This is a genomic window from Prescottella defluvii (assembly GCF_000738775.1).
Classification (GTDB): domain Bacteria; phylum Actinomycetota; class Actinomycetes; order Mycobacteriales; family Mycobacteriaceae; genus Prescottella; species Prescottella defluvii.
In genome coordinates, this window is the sequence record NZ_JPOC01000035.1 from 1 (window position 1) to 17,644 (window position 17,644).

Below are 17,644 nucleotides of genomic sequence, written 5' to 3' on the forward strand. Positions count from 1 at the left end.
TCGGCGACCACGCGTGCGAGTACATGACCGGGGGCCGGGTCGTGGTGCTCGGGCCGATCGGCCGGAACTTCGCCGCGGGCATGTCGGGCGGGATCGCCTTCGTCCTGGATCCGGACCCGTCGAAGATCAACACGGCGATGGTGACGTTGCAGACACCGAACGGTGACGATCTGCAGTGGCTGCGGGTGGTGGTGGAACAGCATCTGCGGTGGACGGGGTCCGCGGTGGCGGCGTCGGTGCTGGCCGATTGGCCGCGGCGGTCGGCACTGTTCACGAAGGTGATGCCCGTCGACTACCAGCGGGTGCTCGAGGCGACCCGGATGGCACGGGCCGAAGGGTTGGACGTCGACACCGCGATCATGGAGGCGGCACGTGGCTGATCCGCAGGGTTTCCTACACGTCGGCAAGCAGGAGGCGCGCAAGCGCCCCGTGGAGGAACGGGTCCACGACTGGCGTGAAGTGTACGAGCCGCAGTCGGCCGAGGACCGTGCCCGGGAGGTGTCCGAGCAGGCCCGGCGGTGCATGGACTGCGGCATCCCGTTCTGTCACTCCGGCAGCGCTGGATGTCCCCTGGGGAACCTGATTCCCGAATGGAACGACCTGGTGCGCCGCGGTCGGTGGGGCGCGGCGGCGGAACGGTTGCACGCGACCAACAACTTCCCGGAGTTCACGGGGCGGGTGTGCCCGGCACCGTGCGAGGCCGCCTGCGTGCTCTCGCTCGCCGACACCCACACCACCGGCAGCGTCACGATCAAGCGGATCGAGCAGGCGATCGCCGATACCGCCTGGGAGAAGGGCGACGTGGGGCCGGTGCTGCCGGCGCTCGGCAGCGGACGGCACATCGCCGTCGTCGGCTCGGGACCTGCCGGACTTGCTGCGGCGCAACAACTCACCCGCGTCGGACACGAGGTGACGGTGTACGAGCGCGACGACCGACTCGGGGGTCTGCTGCGGTACGGGATTCCCGAGTTCAAGCTCGAGAAGTCGGTGGTGGACCAGCGGCTGACCCAGATGCGAGTGGAGGGAACACATTTCGTCACCGAGGTCGAGGTGGGCATCGACCTGTCGGTGTCGGCGCTGCGCGAGAGATACGAGGCCGTCGTGCTCGCCACGGGGGCCCTGTACGCGCGGGACAACCGCGACGTCGTGGGCCGCGATCTGGACGGTGTGCACCTGGCGATGGAGTACCTCGTCGCCTCCAACCACGAGTGCGAGGGTGACGGTCCGACGCCGGTCACCGCGCGCGGCAAACACGTCGTGATCATCGGCGGCGGCGACACCGGAGCGGACTGCCTCGGAACCGCGCACCGGCAGGGTGCGTCGTCCGTCACTCAACTGGACTACCACCCGGCCCTGCCCGCGGAACGGGACGAATCCGCCACTCCGTGGCCGGCCTGGCCGATGGTGCTGCGTACGTCCCCGGCGCATGCGGAGGGCGGCGTGCGCCGATACGAGGTTGCGGTCCAGCGCTTCCTCGGTGACGCCGACGGTCACGTGAGGTCGATGATCCTCGCGGAGGTTCGGCTGGGGCGTGACGATTCGGGCAGAAGGGTGATCGTGCCGGTCGGTGAGGAGATCGAACTGCCTTGCGACCTCGCGCTTTTCGCAATCGGATTCGAAGGGGTCGAACCGGGACCGTTGCTCGACGACCTGGAACTCGGGACCAATCGTCGAGGATCGCTCTCGTGCGGATCCGATTGGCAGACGGCGACTCCCGGCGTTTTCGTGTGTGGTGACGCACACCGTGGGGCATCCCTGGTCGTGTGGGCCATCGCGGAGGGGCGGTCCGCTGCACGCGGCGTCGACGTCTACCTGACCGGGAGTTCGGAACTGCCCGCCCCCGTCCATCCGACGGCACTCCCGCTGACCGTCGTCTGACGGTCATCGGGTCGTCACCGTACGTTCCCCTGCCGAATAGAGTTCGTTCCTCACATTGACTAGGCTTTCCCCGTGACCCGACGTACGAAGATTGTCTGCACACTTGGCCCTGCGACTGCCTCTGGCGACCGTGTACGTGAGCTCGTCGAGAGCGGGATGGACGTAGCGCGGCTGAACTTCAGCCACGGTGATCACTCCGATCACGAGGACAACTATCGGCGGGTGCGTGCCGCATCCGAGGTGACGGGACGCGCGGTCGGCATTCTCGCCGACCTGCAGGGCCCCAAGATCCGTCTCGGCCGGTTCGTCGAGGGCAAGACGTACTGGGAGACCGGCGAGCAGATCCGCATCACCGTCGAGGACTGCGAGGGCACGCACGACCGCGTCTCGACCACGTACAAGCAGCTCGCGCAGGACGCGCAGCCAGGGGACCGGTTACTCGTCGACGACGGCAAGGTCGGCCTGGTGGTCGAGGCCGTCGATGGCGACGATGTCGTGTGCCGGGTCACCGAGGGTGGTCCGGTCAGCAACAACAAGGGCGTGTCGCTGCCCGGCATGAACGTGTCGGTTCCGGCGATGTCCGAGAAGGACGTCGCCGATCTCGAGTTCGCGCTGTCGCTCGGTGTCGACTTCATCGCGCTGTCGTTCGTGCGGTCACCGGCGGACGTCGAACTGGTGCATGCCGTGATGGATCGTGTCGGTCGACGCGTCCCGGTCATCGCGAAGCTCGAGAAGCCCGAGGCGATCGAGAATCTCGAGGCCGTCGTGCTGGCATTCGACGCGGTCATGGTCGCCCGCGGCGACCTGGGCGTCGAACTTCCGCTCGAGCAGGTTCCGCTGGTGCAGAAGCGTGCCATCCAGATCGCCCGCGAGAACGCGAAGCCGGTGATCGTCGCGACGCAGATGCTCGAATCCATGATCGAGAACTCGCGGCCCACCCGCGCCGAGGCGTCGGACGTCGCGAACGCGGTGCTCGACGGCGCGGACGCAGTGATGCTCTCGGGTGAGACGTCGGTCGGCAAGTACGTGATGGAGACGGTGCAGACGATGGCCCGGATCCTCCAGGCCGTCGAGACCGATCCGGCGCGCGTTCCGCCGCTGACCCACGTGCCCCGCACCAAGCGCGGTGTCATCTCCTACGGTGCCCGCGACATCGGTGAGCGTCTCGATGCGAAGGCGCTGGTGGCGTTCACGCAGTCCGGTGACACGGTCCGACGGTTGGCGCGCCTGCACTCGCCGCTGCCGCTGCTGGCATTCACGCCGCTCGAGGCGGTGCGCCGCCAGCTGGCGCTGTCGTGGGGTACCGAGACGTTCATCGTCGAGGCGGTCGCGTCGACCGATCAGATGTTCACGCAGGTCGATCACGCGCTGCTCTCGCTCGGCCGCTACAACAAGGGTGACCTCGTGGTCATCGTCGCCGGCTCCCCGCCCGGCACAGTAGGCTCGACCAACCTGATCCACGTGCACCGGATCGGGGAGGAAGACCACTAGAAGGGGGCTACTCGGGTGACCGACGCGGGGACAGGATTACGTCCGTCGAGATCGGCCGATCTGGAGACGCTGCTGGCGTTGCTGGATCTCGAGCAGATCGGCGAGGACACCTACCTCGGTCGGCACCCCGAGCAGGTCGGCAGCCGCACGTTCGGCGGCCAACTGGTGTCGCAGGCGTTGGTCGCGGCGGGACGGACGGTCGACGGCGACCGTCCGGTCCACGCGATCAACGCCCACTTCATCCGCGGGGGCGACGTGAAGGCGCCGATCGAGTACCGCGTCGACCGTCATCGCGACGGGCGGGCGTTCGCGAACCGTCAGGTGACCGCGTACCAGGACGGCAATGTCCTGTTCTCGATGTTCGCTGCGTTCCAGGACTGGGGCACGGGTCTCGAACACAGCGTCGACATCCCCGACGTGGCGGGGCCGGACGCGTTGCCGTCGATCGGGGACCACCTCGTCGGGTACGAGGATCGGCTGCGGATGTTCGTCGACGCCCTCAAACCGATCGAGATGCGGTACGCCAACGACCCCACGTGGGTGCTCCGGGACTCGGGCGAACGACTGACCCACAACCGGGTCTGGATGCGCACGGACGGCGCCCTGCCCGACGATTCCCGAGTACACACCGCGGCGCTGGCGTATTCGTCGGACACCACCGTGCTGGATTCGATCCTCACCACCCACGGCCTGTCGTGGGGGCTGGATCGCATCGTCGCCGCGACGGTCAACCACTCGATCTGGTTCCATCGCCCCTTCCGGTTCGACGAGTGGGCGCTGTACTCCACCGAATCGCCGGTTGCGGCCGGTTCGCGTGGCCTCGCGACCGGTCGCTTCTTCACACACGACGGTCAGCTGATCGCAACTGTGGTGCAGGAAGGCGTCATTCGGCACTTTCCGGCCCGGCGGTGAAGCCGGTTCGGTCATGAGTCTCCTCGGCGGTCACCGGGGCGGATAGAATTCTGGTTCGCGATTCACGGCATGCCATCCCTGATGGGGGAGCCTCATGCGAAACGAACCGATCGACTGGAACCACGAAGTCGTGGCCAGTGTGCTGTGGACCTCCCGGGCGTTCGTGCTGGCACTGGTGTGCTTCGTGGTGGTCGGCGCCCTGCTCGCCCGGCACACCCGATGGGGTCGGCAGTTCTGGCGAATCACCGGACGCTACTTCTCGACGCGGGACAGCTGGCGCCCGTGGTCGCTGATCGTGGTGTTGCTGTTCCTGACGATCCTGGGCGTCCGGGTGATGGTGTTGCTGTCGTATCAGAGCAACGAGATGTACACCTCGCTGCAGTTGATCGCGCAGGGCATCCAGGCCGGTGACCCCGTCATGCTCGACGACGCGAAATCGCTGTTCTGGCGGTCGATCGTGGTGTTCACGGTGCTCGCGACCGTGCACGTGGTGCGGACCCTGCTGGCCCAGTACGTGGCGCAGGCGCTCGAGATCCTGTGGCGCGGCTGGCTCACCGATCGGGTCACCACCGACTGGCTCGGCGGCCGGGCCTACTACCGCGGACGGTTCATCGACAAGTCGATCGACAACCCGGACCAGCGGATCGAGGCCGACATCACCGAGGTCGCCACCACGACGCAGAGCCTGTCGATGGGTCTGGTCAGTTCGGTGGTGACGGTGGTGTCCTTCACCGGGATCCTGTGGGACCTGTCCGGTCCGATGGAGATTCTCGGGATCGAGATACCCCGAGCCATGGTCGTGCTCGTCTACGCGTACATCCTGACCGCCACCGTGATCGCGTTCTGGATCGGCCGCCCGCTGATCTCGCTGACCTTCCTGAAGGAAAGGTTGACCGCAAACTTCCGCTACGCCCTGGTGCGTCTGCGGGACAGCGCCGAGAACGTCGCCTTCTACCGCGGCGAGGGCGTCGAGAAACACGGACTACTCGGCAGGTTCGCCGGCGTGATCGCCAACGCGTGGCAGACCGTCTTCCGGACCCTGAAGTTCAACGGCTTCAACCTGGGCGTCAGTCAGGTCTCCGTCGTGTTCCCGATCGTCATCCAGGCACCCCGATTCTTCGCCGGCACCATCACCCTCGGCGACATCACCCAGAGCGCGCAGGCGTTCGGCCAGGTCTCGGACGCGCTGTCGTTCTTCCGTCAGTCGTACGACGTGTTCGCCGGGTACCGGGCCAGCCTGATCCGGCTCGACGGACTGCTCGACGCCGACGAGAAGTCCCGACAACTCCCGACTCTGCGCACCCAGCGACACGACGGTTCGGTGGACCTGGACCGGGTGTCGGTCCGCACACCCGACGGGCGAGTGCTGATCGACCGCCTCGACGTGCACCTCGAACCGGGCGAGGCGCTGCTGGTGAAGGGACCGTCGGGCAGCGGTAAGACGACACTGCTGCGTGCCCTCGCCGAGATGTGGCCGTTCGTCGACGGCCGGGTGCGCCGCCCCACCGGGCAGGGTGCGCTGTTCCTGTCCCAACTTCCCTACCTGCCGCTCGGGGATCTGCGCCGCGCCGTCGCGTATCCGGCAGCCCCCGACGACCTCACCGACACCCGGATCGTCGAGGCGCTGCAGTCGGTCCAACTCGGCAACCTCGCCGACCGCCTGGACGAGGAAGCGGACTGGGCGAAGATCCTGTCGCCCGGCGAGCAGCAGCGCATCGCCTTCGCCCGCATCCTGCTGATCTGCCCGCAGGTCGTCTTCCTCGACGAGGCGACGTCGGCGGTCGACGAGGGCCTCGAGTTCGCGCTCTACCACCTGATCCGTGAACGAGTGCCGGACTGCATGCTCGTGAGCGTCAGCCACCGCAGCACCGTCGACCAGCACCACACCCGGCAACTCGAACTGCTCGGCGACGGACCCTGGCGACTCTCGGCGGTGACGGTCAACTGACCCTGCCGAGCTGAAGGGACCCTTCACACGCTGAGAGCGCATGAAGGATCCCTTCGCTCAGGGACGAATCACAGGTACCCGCCGCAGGACGGCCACGCCCCACTGCCCTGGGTCGCCAGGACGCTCTCGGCAACCCGGATCTGTTCCTCGCGCGAGCTGTGATGTGGAAGGCCGGATCCGCCGTTGGCGCTCCATGTTCCGGCGCTGAACTGCAGGCCGCCGTAGTAGCCGTTGCCCGTGTTCGCGCCCCAGTTGCCGCCGCTTTCGCATTGTGCGACGGCATCCCAGTCGCCGGAGGCGGCGGTGGCCGTGCCGGCGCCTATGACCAGTGGTGCTGCGATCATCGCGGCGGTGGCGGCGACGGTGCCGAGTGCGCGTTTGACAGTGATGTCAGCCATGCGTGATGTCCTCTCCGTGGTGGATGACGAGGGTTCCGGGGCCCGTCGGTGGGCGCCGGAAGCGATTTCCTCGCTTCTGCCCTGGAAGGTCTTCGAATCTGGTCCCGCGGGGCAGTGATACGAGAAGCGGGACGGCAGTGGCTCGTTCGTGTCGAGCCGTTGACGACGCTAGGTCGGATCGGGTGCGGCGTCACCCGTCGATTTTCCGGTACGGCCGTCCACGATGACGCTCGGCGCCCGGCGGTATCGGGAGGTAGGCGACCGGAACGGGCCCGATTCTCGGTTTGGACTACGGTGCAATTCGTGATCAGGGTCACCTGCAACGTGGTGATGGGGGTCACATCTGGAGGTGCGTGAAGCGACCACACGGCCAGAAACCGTGCGCCCGTGGCGAACTGCGCAACTGTGAGGATCCCGCGTGATAGACCGTTTCACACGGTGCCGAGGCGGGCGGCGATCGCTGCTACAGGCATCGGCACCACTCCGATCGACTGGGCGTCGGTGAGGTGATCGGGGGTGACCTGGGATGTTGCGTCGGAGGCGAGGATGGTCCGGTAGTCATGTGCGCTCGCATCGAAGAGGGTGGCGCGCGGGCAGTTCGGGAAATTACAGCCGGCGACGACAACGGTGTCGACGTCGAGTCCGGACAGGTGCTCGTCCAGGCGGGCCCGGTGGAACGCGCTCCAGCGTGGTTTCCACATGGCGGTCTCGGACGGGCCGACCGCCTGGAACCCGCCCTCCACGAGGAGTCCAGGCTCGAGTGGCCCCGAGTCGGCCGGTAGGAGACCGGCGACCACCTGTGAGCCGGCGGTACCCGGCCGCGCCAGCGGTGCGCCGTCACGAGTGACGGCCGCCCGCCGCACGAGGTCGACGTCGTCGCCGGCGTAGATCCGAACGACGTGCACGATGGGGCGCCGGGCCCGGCGGTACGCGTCGATGAGGTAGACCAGGTTGGGGAGCAGCGCAGCGGTTCCGGGAACCGGGAGCGCCCCCTCGTCCATGAAGTCGTTCTGCATGTCGATGACCACGAGTGCGGACGAATCAAGATGTGGGCGAACGTGATCGTCGAGGGTGTCCGCCGTGTCCGTCATGCCGTCGAACATAGCGAAGCGCCCCTCTCCCGGTGGGGAGAAGGGCGCTTCGATGCCGCCGGGTATCGGTCAGGCGGAGACGATCACCGAGGAGCCGTGGCCGAACAGGCCCTGGTTGGCGGTGATGCCGACGCGCGCACCCTCGACCTGGCGTCCCTCGGCCTGGCCGCGGAGCTGCCAGGTGAGCTCGCAGACCTGTGCGAGTGCCTGTGCCGGAACGGCTTCGCCGAAGCAGGCGAGACCACCGGACGGGTTGACCGGGATCCGGCCACCGATCGTGGTGTCACCGGCGCGCAGCAGGTGCTCGGCCTCGCCGCGCTTGCACAGTCCCAGGTCCTCGATCCAGTCGAGCTCGACGGACGTGGCGAGGTCGTAGACCTCCGCGACGTCGACGTCCTCGGGCGAGATGCCGGCCTCTTCGTAGGCCGCGTCGCCGATCGACTCCTTGAACGTGCGCTCGGGTGCGGGGACCGCGGACGCCGACTCCGTCGAGAAGTTCGGCATGTCCATGATGGTCTGCGGGAACGTCGGTGTGACAGTCGAAATCGCCTTGATCCGAACGGGATCCACGATGCCCTTCTTGCGGGCGTATTCCATCGAGGTCAGGATGATGGCTGCGCCACCGTCCGACGTCGCGCAGATGTCGAGCAGGTGCAGCGGATCCGCGACCACGGGCGACGCGAGCACGTCGGCCGCCGAAACTTCCTTGCGGTAGCGCGCGTACGGGTTGTTGAGGCCGTGCTTGGCGTTCTTGACCTTGACCGCCGCGAAGTCCTCGACCGTCGCGCCGTACAGGTCGATACGACGACGCGCGTTGAGCGCGAAGTACGCCGGGTTCGTCATGCCCATCAGGCGGAAACGCAGCCAGTCCGGGTCGTCCCAGCGCTCACCGGCGACCGGAGCCAGGAAGCCCTTCGGAGTGGTGTCGGCGCCGACGACGAGCGCGACGTCGGACAGGCCGGCGAGGATGCGGGCCCGGGCGGTGTCGAGTGCCTGCGCACCCGTCGCGCACGCCGCGTACGACGTCGCGACACGGGCGCCGTTCCAGCCGAGCGCCTGTGCGAACGTCGCGCCGGCGACGTAGCCGCCGTAGCCGTTGCGGACCGTCTCGCCGCCGACGATCAGGTCGACGTCCTGCCAGTCGATGCCCGAATCGGCCAGTGCCGCACGGGCAGCGGCCACGCCGTACTTGACGAAGGAGTGGCCCCACTTGCCCCACGCGTGCATGCCGACACCGAGGACGGCCACATCGTTCTTGCTCATGCCTGTGCCCCGTTCTGCGCTGCCGCGACCGGCTTCCAACGCCAGATGCTGCGGTCGCCCGTCTCGTCCGTGTAGAGGGTCTCGACGACCAGTTCCACCGGGTTGCCCACCTTGAGGTCCTTGACACCGAAGCCGTCGGCGACCTGACCGAGCACGACCAGTCCCTCGGGCAGCTCGACTGCGGCGAGCGCGAACGGCACGTACGGATCCGTCGTCGCGATGTACGGCGCCGGCGGCTTGTACTGCGCATCGGTGTACGACCACACCGTGCCGAAGCGCGACAGCTCGACGTCGTCGAACTCTTCGCCGGAGCACGCCGGATTCTTGCAGAAGGTGGTCTCCCGCGGGAACGAAATCGTGCCGCAGGACCGGCACTTGGTGCCGATCAGGGCCGGCTCCGGCCCGGTGGTGAACCAGCCCTCTACGGCCGGTGTGGCGGTGTCGCTCATGCAAACCTCATCTGCTTGTCGAGCCTGATCGGCCGGTCTGGTCGGCGACCGGCGTCGGAACGGGTTGCAGTATTGCATGAGTTAACTGATTCCCGATGTGCGATCCCATCCACCGGACGGCGGTCCGGATCGGCGGACTGCGCGGCGACCGGATTCCGTCGTGGGTGTCCGCCCAGCGGGACTCGTGCAGCGCCGTCGGCTCGACGGAATCCGAACAAACGACCAAAAGCGACACGGTCGTCGAAGGGCGCCGCGCAGTGGGGCCCGGCAGTCGCCTGGCCTGCGCCGACACGGCCGGAAACTCGAAGTGGCGAAGTCCGTCACAGTCGGGCGACCGACCGTTATCGTGATGCGGACGTCGGAGGTGCGTTGTGCCCAGAGTGACTGTCAGGCCTGAGGATCGGGTGATCAGTCTGCGTGACGGTCGGTCGATGGGATTCGCCGACTACGGACCCGCAGACGGCTTCGTCGTGGTCAATGCCCACGGCGAATTGTCGTGTCGGCTCGACGTCCGTGCGGCGGCGCCCGTGGCTGAGGCGGCCGGGATCCGGCTCATCTCTCCCGATCGTCCCGGGATCGGTCTGTCCGATCCCAGCCCGGGCCGCACGGTGCTGGACTGGGCGGCGGACGTCGAGGAACTGCTCGATCGCCTCGGGGTCGAACGCGTGGGTGTTCTGGGCTGGTCGATGGGCGGTCAGTACGCCGCCGGCCTGGGCTACGCGTTGGGGCCGAGGATCAGTCGCGTCGCCATCGTCTCCGGGGCGTTGCCGTTGGCCGAGGACGATGCGATCTCGCGGCTGGGAGCGATGGACCGCTGGTGTACCTGTCTGTCGCAACGGAGTCCCCGGTTGGCAACCGGATGGTTCCACGGGATGTCACTCCTGTCACGGTCGATGCCGAAGCGGTTCGCGCGTCTGCTCGCCCGCACACTCGGGTCGGCCGACGCCGAGGTCGTCGGAAACGATCTCGAGGACTACGTCGCGATGACCGGCGAAGGGTTGCGCATCCCGTCCGGTGTCGTCGAGGACTACCGGGCGTGGGCGCGGCCCTGGGGATTCGCTCCGGAGGACCTCGAGGTGCCGGTCGACGTGTGGTGGGGCGATGCCGACCGGCTCGTCCCGAAGGAATGGGTCACCGAGTTGGCCAATCGAATTCCCAAGTCCACCTTGAACATCGGAACGGGTGGCCACTTCTTCGCGCACCTGCACTATCGTGCGATCCTGGATTCGCTCGCCGAGGCGGCATGATCGGATCGACTACGGGTACTCGGTTGAGCGTGCAGGTCAGGGCCGTTCAGCCCTCGCGGCGATGTCGTCGAGGTCCTGCGTCATCACCTTCGTCGTGACCCGCATACCGAGTCGCCCGAACAGCAGCGTCATCAGTCGGGTGAACAGCGTCGGATTGTCGGGGCGGGCGGAGAACGTCATCGTCAGATCGGTTCGACCGTCGCGCCCGGTGAGCTCGAACGTCGTCCGATAGGCGGTGCCCGACGAGGTTGCCTCGACGACGGTCCGACGCGGCGGATCCACCTCGGAGACCCACATCTCCTCGGTGGCCTCCTTGCCCATCATCCGCCGCGTCTCCCGCCAGCGTGTGCCCACGTCGTACCCGGTTCCCGCGACCCGTTCGATGCGTGACACCCCGGTCAGCGTGTCGGCGGTGTGATCGATATCGGTGAGAACCCGCCACACAGCCTCGGGTGACGCGTCGATCTCACGGCTCAGATGGACCTCGTTCGGTGGCACAGGGAACCTCCCGGATCGGTACTGGTCGAGTTCAGCCTAGAGGCGAGGGCCGACAGTTCAGGTGCGGTACGTGGCCATTCGGTTGATCCACCCTCGCGTGCGCGGCTCCCCGAGGAGGAACCCCGGGACGAGGGGCAGGGTCACCGCGGTGATGACGGCGCGGGTGTGGTCACCCGCTATCGCGTCACCGACGATGACGATCGCGCCGAAAGCCGTGTAGGCCAGAGCAGCGAACAGGGCGGGCTCGCGCTCGGCGTTGCGCAGGAGTTGCACGGCCGCGACGGCCGCGGCCACGACGCAGAGTTCGAGGTAGGCGAATGTCCACCCGGGTGCGTCGGCCGCATCGACCAGATGTCGCCCCAGGCTTGCTGCGCACGCGATCGCCAGCACGATCGCCACGATCCGGTTCAGCCACATGATGTCTTGCTATCAGATCTGGCGGCGAGGACTGCGCGGCGACACGAGATCCTCGGTGCCGTCGACCGTTGTGTCCCTCGGTATTCGGAGTAGGCAACGGAATGAGGTACCGGTTCGGTTCATAGGTATCCCGGGGGTCCCACGTTCGCGGTGAACCCCGGCTGATGATCTTGTCGGTTCCGTGGTGTTTCGTGGTGCCCTCGGTGAGACTCGAACTCACACTGCACGGGTTTTGAATCCGTTTCCTCTGCCAATTGGGATACGAGGGCGTGTTGCGCGTTCCTACTCTAGAAGATCGCGGGCCCCAGTCAAACCACCGGTACCCTCGAACCGTTCGCGCCCCGATCAGCGGGCGCCTACTCGAGGAGATTGGTGACTATGAATGCCTCCGCCACGCAGGGTGCCGAACGACAGCCGCGGCGTGTGGTGGTGGCGGAAGACGAGGCGTTGATCAGGCTCGACCTGGTCGAGATGCTTCGTGAGGAGGGCTACGACGTCGTCGGTGAGGCCGGCGACGGCCAGCGGGCCGTCGAGTTGGCGGAGGAGTTGCGTCCGGATCTGGTGATCATGGACGTGAAGATGCCGCGCCGCGACGGGATCGATGCGGCATCGGAGATCGCCGCGAAAAGGATTGCGCCGGTGGTGATCCTGACTGCGTTCAGTCAGCGCGAGCTGGTCGAGCGGGCGCGTGATGCGGGCGCCATGGCGTACCTCGTGAAGCCCTTCTCGAAGGCGGACCTGGTGCCGGCGGTCGAGTTGGCGGCGAGCCGGTTCGCGGAGATCGCGTTGCTCGAACGCGAGGTCGCGAACCTGTCGGATCGGCTCGAGACCCGCAAGGTGATCGAACGCGCCAAGGGCATTCTGATGCAGTCCCAGGGATTGTCCGAGCCCGAGGCGTTCAAGTGGATGCAGCGCGCCGCGATGGATCGTCGGACGACGATGAAGGCCGTCGCCGAGGTGGTCCTCGACACGCTGGGTGCCGACACCGCGGGTGATTGAGGGCGGTCCGACGGTGTCCTGAGCCCGCCCGCGGGCCGACGCGCGGGGACGAAGGGCTGCGCTGTCGGCACGGCTCCCTAGACTGGTCAACCGTGAGCCCCGCATCCACGCCCTCGTCCTCGCCCTCGATTGCCGCCGACACCTCCGACGCGTCCGGCGCGGCGCGGCCGACGCTGCTGCTGCTCGACGGGCACTCGCTCGCCTACCGCGCCTTCTTCGCGCTGCCGGCCGAGAACTTCAAGACGCAGAGTGGGCAGACCACCAATGCGGTCTACGGGTTCACGTCGATGCTGATCAACCTGCTGCGCGACGAGCAGCCCACGCATGTCGCGGCCGCGTTCGACGTCTCGCGGCAGACCTTCCGTGCGGAGGCGTTCCCCGAATACAAGGCGAACCGCAGCAAGACTCCGGACGAGTTCAAGGGTCAGGTCGAGATCACCAAGGACGTCCTGGGCGCGATGGGCATCCCGGTGATGGCAATCGAGGGCTTCGAGGCCGACGACGTGATCGCCACGCTCACGACGCAGGCGACTGCTCTCGGCTACCGGGTGCTGGTCGTGACCGGCGACCGGGACGCGCTGCAGTTGGTGACCGACGACGTCACCGTGCTGTACCCCCGCAAGGGCGTCTCGGACCTCACCCGCTTCACCCCCGAAGCGGTCGAGGAGAAGTACGGGCTCACCCCGCAGCAGTACCCCGACTACGCGGCCCTGCGCGGCGACCCCAGCGACAACCTCCCGGGCATCCCGGGTGTCGGGGAGAAGACCGCCGCCAAGTGGATCCGGGAGTACGGGTCCTTCGAGAACCTGGTGAACGAGGTCGACAAGGTCAAGGGCAAGGTGGGTGAGTCGCTGCGGGCGAATCTGCCCGCCGTGGTCCTCAACCGTCAGCTCACCGAGATGGTGCGCGACGTGGCGTTGCCCTACACGCCGGACCAGTTGGCGCTCGCTCCGTGGGACCGGGAGCGGATCCACGCGCTGTTCGACGACCTGGAGTTCAAGGTGCTGCGGGACCGGCTCTTCGCGACCCTGGCCTCCGCCGAACCGGAGGCCGAGGAGGGCTTCGAGGTTCGCGGTCGGGCACTGGAGCCCGGCGAGGTCGCCGCGTGGATCGCGGACCACGCGTCGACCGGTGAGCGGCACGGGCTGTCCGTCGTCGGCGCGGGCACCCCCTACGGGGGCGACGTCACCGCGATTGCGATCGCGGCCTCCGACGGTGAGGGCGCCTACATTCCGGCGGCCACGGTGACCCCCGAGGACGAGGCGGCGCTCGTTGCGTGGCTCGCCGACCCGGCGCAGCCCAAGGCCCTGCACGAGGCGAAGCGGGCGATGCACGCCCTGTGGGGCCGGGGGTGGACGCTGGCAGGGCTGACCAGTGACACCGCGCTGGCCGCCTACCTGGTGCGACCCGGGCAGCGCACCTTCAACCTCGACGACCTGTCGCTGCGGTACCTCAAGCGGGAGCTTCGGGTGGAAGAGTCCGGCCAGCAACAGCTTTCGCTGCTCGACGACGAAGAGGCGGCGGACGCGGAGGCGGCCGAGGGCGAGATTCTGCGGGCGCGGGCCGTCGTCGACCTCGCGGCCGCGTTGGACACCGAACTCGCCGACATCGAGGGCACCGGACTGCTCGCCGACATGGAGCTCCCGTTGCTCGCGGTGCTCGCCGAACTCGAGGCGACCGGCATCGCCGTCGACACGGCACACCTGTACGACCTGCAGAGCACGTTCGCGGCCCGCGTCGCAGAGGCCGCCGAGGCGGCGTACGAGGTGATCGGCAAGCAGATCAACCTGGGCTCGCCGAAGCAGCTGCAGGTGGTGCTCTTCGACGAGCTCGAGATGCCGAAGACGAAGAAGACCAAGACCGGCTACACCACCGATGCCGACGCGCTGCAGTCGCTGTTCGAGAAGACCCAGCACCCGTTCCTCGAGCACCTGCTCGCGCACCGCGACGCGACGCGCCTGAAGGTGACCGTCGACGGACTGCTCAAGACCGTCGCCGACGACGGCCGGATCCACACCACGTTCAACCAGACCGTCGCGGCCACCGGACGCCTGTCGTCCACCGAGCCGAATCTGCAGAACATTCCGGTTCGGACCGACGCGGGCCGGCAGATCCGCGACGGCTTCGTCGTCGGCGACGGCTTCGAGACGCTGCTCACCGCCGACTACAGCCAGATCGAGATGCGGATCATGGCCCACCTGTCGCGCGACGAGGGCCTGATCGAGGCGTTCAACACGGGGGAGGACCTGCACAGTTTCGTGGGCTCCCGCGCATTCGGTGTGCCGATGGACGAGGTCACGCCGGAACTGCGTCGCCGGGTCAAGGCGATGTCGTACGGCCTGGCCTACGGACTGAGTGCGTTCGGCCTGGCCTCGCAGCTCAAGATCTCCACCGACGAGGCCAAGCAGCAGATGGACGCGTACTTCGCGCGGTTCGGCGGCGTCCGCGACTACCTGCACGAGGTCGTCGAGCAGGCCCGCAAGGTCGGGTACACCGAGACCCTGTTCGGTCGTCGCCGGTACCTGCCCGACCTCACCAGCGACAACCGTCAGCGCCGTGAGGTCGCCGAGCGTGCCGCGCTCAACGCGCCCATCCAGGGCACGGCGGCCGACATCATCAAGGTGGCGATGATCGACGTCCAGCGCGCGCTGCAGGACGGTGGGTTCGCGTCGCGGATGCTGCTGCAGGTGCACGACGAACTGGTCCTCGAAGTCGCCGCCGGCGAGCGCGAGCGGGTCGAGCAGTTGGTGCGGGACAAGATGGCGTCGGCCATCGAACTGTCGGTGCCGCTCGAGGTGTCGGTCGGCACCGGACGCAGCTGGGACGCCGCCGCGCACTGACGTGCGCCGGCCGGCGTCCCAGAGGTTGCTGCGTGAGGTGTTCGGTCAGTTCCCCGACGGCGCCTGCTCGGCGATCTGCTTGCGCACCTCGTCCATGTCCAGGGCCTTGATCTGGGTGATCAGGTCCTCGAGCGCGGCGGGGGGCAGGGCGCCGGCCTGGTTGAACACCAGCACACCCTCGCGGAACGCCATGATGGTCGGGATCGAACGGATCCCGGCACCGGCAGCGAACTCCTGCTCCGCCTCGGTGTCGACCTTGCCGTGGACGACGTCGGTGTGCTTCTCGGCGGAAGCCTCGAACGTGGGCGCGAAGGAGCGGCACGGCCCGCACCACGAAGCCCAGAAGTCGACGAGAACGATGTCGTTGTCGTCGACGATCTGCTTGAAGTTCTGCTGAGTCAGAGTCTGCGTAGCCACAGGGGTCCTTCCGGTGGGAATCGTCGGGGAGTCGTTCAGGATGATCGGCCCGTTGGCCCGTTCAACGCTCCCGTTCCGCGAATTCTTCCGCATCCGAACGGCGCGAGATCGTCGGCCGCGTCGGATCAGGGCTGCCGTGTGATCAGCCACTCACGTTTGGCGTCCGAATCCCACCGTCGGATGCCGTACGACCGGCCGACGACGTCCCGGCTCCCGGCTCTCGTCACCACGATCGCGGTCCCGAGATCCGTCGCCTGGATCCGCCGCGACAGCGTCACGTGCGGCGTCCACTCGCCCGGAACGATGTGTGAGGGCACACCCTCGCAGTCGACGATCAGTTCGTAGACGATCCGCTGGAGAGTCAGCAGCTCGGTGGTCGGCACCACCAGTCGGGCGAGAGTGAGCCGGCGGCTGCCGAACACCACGACACCACCGAGGCGCAGGGACAGCGGGGCCGACGGCAATTCGCGGACCAGCGCGACCTCCACTTCGGGAGGAACCCGGTGCGCGACGCCGAGCGTGATGTGCGGCCGATTGGACTCCGCGGTGATGCGGTCCTGACTCGGTAGGCGCGCCGACGACAGCCGACGCCACTCGGCTCGTACGGTCGCGTCGACATCGCGGTCGAGCAGCAACTCCACGGACTGGACCATCGTGAGTAATGATTGCCTGATGGGGAGCGCGAGTACAGGAGATCTGCCGAAATCGCGGATCGGTCTGCTGCAAGGCGACGGCATCGGACGCGAAATCGTGCCGGCCACCCGGGACGTCGTCGACGCGGCGGTGGCCGCGGTGGGACTCGGCGGGGTGGAGTGGGTGCCCCTCCCGATCGGACGCGACGCGATCGCCACTCACGGGTCACCGACGCCCGAGAGCACCCTCGTCGCCCTCGCCGAACTCGATTCGTGGATCCTCGGCCCACACGACAGCGCGTCGTATCCCGAGCCGTTCCGGACGCAATTGACGCCCGGCGGGATGATCCGCAAGCGGTTCGACCTCTACGCGAACATCCGCCCGGCGCGGGCACTGCCAGGTGTGCGCGCGATGTCGCCGCACATGGATCTCGTCATCGTCCGGGAGAACACCGAAGGCTTCTACGCCGACCGGAACATGTTCGCCGGCAGCGGCGAGTTCATGCCCACCCCCGACGTCGCGATGGCGGTCGCGGTGGTGACCCGGCACGCGTGCGAGCGGATCGCGCACACCGCCTTCGATCTCGCGCGCCGCCGACGCCGGCGAGTGACGGTGGTGCACAAGGCCAACGTCCTCCGCGCCACCACCGGTCTGTTCCGGGACGTCTGCCGGGAGGTGGGCGCGCACTACCCGGACGTCCGACTCGACGACGAGCACGTCGATGCGACGGCCGCGTACCTGGTGCGCCGCGGCGAGGAGTACGACGTCGTCGTCACCGAGAACATGTTCGGGGACATCCTGTCGGACCTGGCCGCGGAGTTGTCGGGGTCGCTCGGCACGGCGGCGTCGATCAACGCGTCGGGATCGAAGGCGATGGCGCAGGCGGCGCACGGCGCCGCCCCGGACATCTCCGGACGCAACCGTGCCAACCCGACGGCGCTGATGCTGTCGGCGGCGATGCTCCTCGACTGGCTGGCGTCGACCGGACACGACCAGAGATTCGCCGCCGCGGGCGCGAGGATCCGCAGCGCCGTCGAACGCACCGTCGAGGCGGGCGTGGCCACCGCGGATCTGGGCGGGCTCGCATCGACGAGCGAGTTCACGGAATCGGTGATCGCGCGGGTGTTCAGGCGTTGACCATGATCAACTTCCGTGGTAGGGCG

17 protein-coding genes and 1 tRNA gene are annotated in these 17,644 nt (G+C 67.8%); 9 read left to right on the top strand and 9 right to left on the bottom strand.

The window, feature by feature from the left end; genetic code table 11:
• The 5 genes from IJ15_RS24880 to IJ15_RS0113615 all read left to right on the top strand — a co-directional run.
• The coding region (locus IJ15_RS24880) for a GltB/FmdC/FwdC-like GXGXG domain-containing protein (RefSeq protein WP_037135480.1) at positions 1–380 on the top strand (380 nt) is incomplete at its 5' end.
• The gene (locus IJ15_RS0113600; RefSeq protein WP_031938892.1) at positions 373–1,878 is read left to right on the top strand and encodes a glutamate synthase subunit beta; all 1,506 of its coding nucleotides are present in this window, start codon (positions 373–375) and stop codon (positions 1,876–1,878) included. The genes IJ15_RS24880 and IJ15_RS0113600, both read left to right, overlap by 8 nt.
• A 72-nt stretch (positions 1,879–1,950) precedes the next feature.
• Positions 1,951–3,369 carry a pyruvate kinase gene (gene pyk / locus IJ15_RS0113605; protein ID WP_081880727.1) on the top strand — a complete coding sequence of 473 codons (1,419 nt, stop codon included), beginning with the start codon at positions 1,951–1,953 and terminating at the stop codon, positions 3,367–3,369.
• A 15-nt stretch (positions 3,370–3,384) separates the two neighbouring features.
• Positions 3,385–4,281, top strand: a complete 897-nt coding sequence (locus tag IJ15_RS0113610) for an acyl-CoA thioesterase II (protein WP_031938894.1) — start codon at positions 3,385–3,387, stop codon at positions 4,279–4,281.
• Between the two features lie 94 nt (positions 4,282–4,375).
• Complete coding sequence (locus IJ15_RS0113615; RefSeq protein WP_031938895.1) at positions 4,376–6,229, top strand: ABC transporter ATP-binding protein/permease; 1,854 nt, start codon at positions 4,376–4,378, stop codon at positions 6,227–6,229.
• Between the two features lie 68 nt (positions 6,230–6,297).
• On the opposite strand, the gene IJ15_RS0113620 is transcribed toward IJ15_RS0113615, so the two are convergent.
• From IJ15_RS0113620 to IJ15_RS0113635, 4 genes are all read right to left on the bottom strand, one after another.
• The gene (locus IJ15_RS0113620) at positions 6,298–6,627 is read right to left on the bottom strand and encodes a transglycosylase family protein (protein WP_031938896.1); all 330 of its coding nucleotides are present in this window, start codon (positions 6,625–6,627) and stop codon (positions 6,298–6,300) included.
• 431 nt (positions 6,628–7,058) lie between these two features.
• On the bottom strand, positions 7,059–7,718 hold the full coding sequence (locus IJ15_RS0113625; RefSeq protein WP_031938897.1) for a cysteine hydrolase family protein: 660 nt from the start codon (positions 7,716–7,718) through the stop codon (positions 7,059–7,061).
• 69 nt (positions 7,719–7,787) lie between these two features.
• A complete protein-coding gene (locus tag IJ15_RS0113630) occupies positions 7,788–8,981 on the bottom strand; it encodes a lipid-transfer protein (protein ID WP_031938898.1) in 1,194 nt (397 codons plus the stop codon).
• Positions 8,978–9,430: a Zn-ribbon domain-containing OB-fold protein gene (locus IJ15_RS0113635; protein WP_031938899.1), complete on the bottom strand. Its 453-nt coding sequence runs from the start codon at positions 9,428–9,430 to the stop codon at positions 8,978–8,980. The genes IJ15_RS0113630 and IJ15_RS0113635 overlap by 4 nt, the downstream gene beginning before the upstream one ends.
• 431 nt (positions 9,431–9,861) lie before the next feature.
• On the opposite strand from IJ15_RS0113635, the gene IJ15_RS0113640 reads away from it, so the two are divergent.
• Positions 9,862–10,677: an alpha/beta fold hydrolase gene (locus tag IJ15_RS0113640; RefSeq protein WP_197059823.1), complete on the top strand. Its 816-nt coding sequence runs from the start codon at positions 9,862–9,864 to the stop codon at positions 10,675–10,677.
• 36 nt (positions 10,678–10,713) lie between these two features.
• Here the strand turns inward: IJ15_RS0113640 and IJ15_RS0113645 are convergent, their stop codons facing one another.
• The 3 genes from IJ15_RS0113645 to IJ15_RS0113655 all read right to left on the bottom strand — a co-directional run bounded on the left by IJ15_RS0113645 (position 10,714) and on the right by IJ15_RS0113655 (position 11,861).
• Positions 10,714–11,175, bottom strand: a complete 462-nt coding sequence (locus tag IJ15_RS0113645; protein WP_031938901.1) for an SRPBCC family protein — start codon at positions 11,173–11,175, stop codon at positions 10,714–10,716.
• A gap of 57 nt (positions 11,176–11,232) precedes the next feature.
• Positions 11,233–11,592: a hypothetical protein gene (locus IJ15_RS0113650; protein WP_031938902.1), complete on the bottom strand. Its 360-nt coding sequence runs from the start codon at positions 11,590–11,592 to the stop codon at positions 11,233–11,235.
• A 192-nt stretch (positions 11,593–11,784) separates the two neighbouring features.
• A tRNA-Leu gene (locus tag IJ15_RS0113655) sits at positions 11,785–11,861 on the bottom strand.
• Between the two features lie 109 nt (positions 11,862–11,970).
• On the opposite strand from IJ15_RS0113655, the gene IJ15_RS0113660 reads away from it, so the two are divergent.
• Both IJ15_RS0113660 and polA read left to right on the top strand, forming a co-directional pair.
• Positions 11,971–12,591: an ANTAR domain-containing response regulator gene (locus IJ15_RS0113660; protein ID WP_031938903.1), complete on the top strand. Its 621-nt coding sequence runs from the start codon at positions 11,971–11,973 to the stop codon at positions 12,589–12,591.
• Positions 12,592–12,683: 92 nt separating this feature from the next.
• A complete protein-coding gene (gene polA, locus IJ15_RS0113665; protein WP_031938904.1) occupies positions 12,684–15,431 on the top strand; it encodes a DNA polymerase I in 2,748 nt (915 codons plus the stop codon).
• A gap of 45 nt (positions 15,432–15,476) precedes the next feature.
• Here the strand turns inward: polA and trxA are convergent, their stop codons facing one another.
• On the bottom strand, positions 15,477–15,848 hold the full coding sequence (trxA, locus tag IJ15_RS0113670; protein ID WP_031938905.1) for a thioredoxin: 372 nt from the start codon (positions 15,846–15,848) through the stop codon (positions 15,477–15,479).
• A 125-nt stretch (positions 15,849–15,973) separates the two neighbouring features.
• Positions 15,974–16,501: a 2'-5' RNA ligase family protein gene (locus IJ15_RS0113675; protein ID WP_031938906.1), complete on the bottom strand. Its 528-nt coding sequence runs from the start codon at positions 16,499–16,501 to the stop codon at positions 15,974–15,976.
• Between the two features lie 19 nt (positions 16,502–16,520).
• On the opposite strand from IJ15_RS0113675, the gene IJ15_RS0113680 reads away from it, so the two are divergent.
• On the top strand, positions 16,521–17,618 hold the full coding sequence (locus IJ15_RS0113680) for an isocitrate/isopropylmalate dehydrogenase family protein (protein ID WP_051918865.1): 1,098 nt from the start codon (positions 16,521–16,523) through the stop codon (positions 17,616–17,618).
• Positions 17,619–17,644 lie beyond the last annotated feature (26 nt).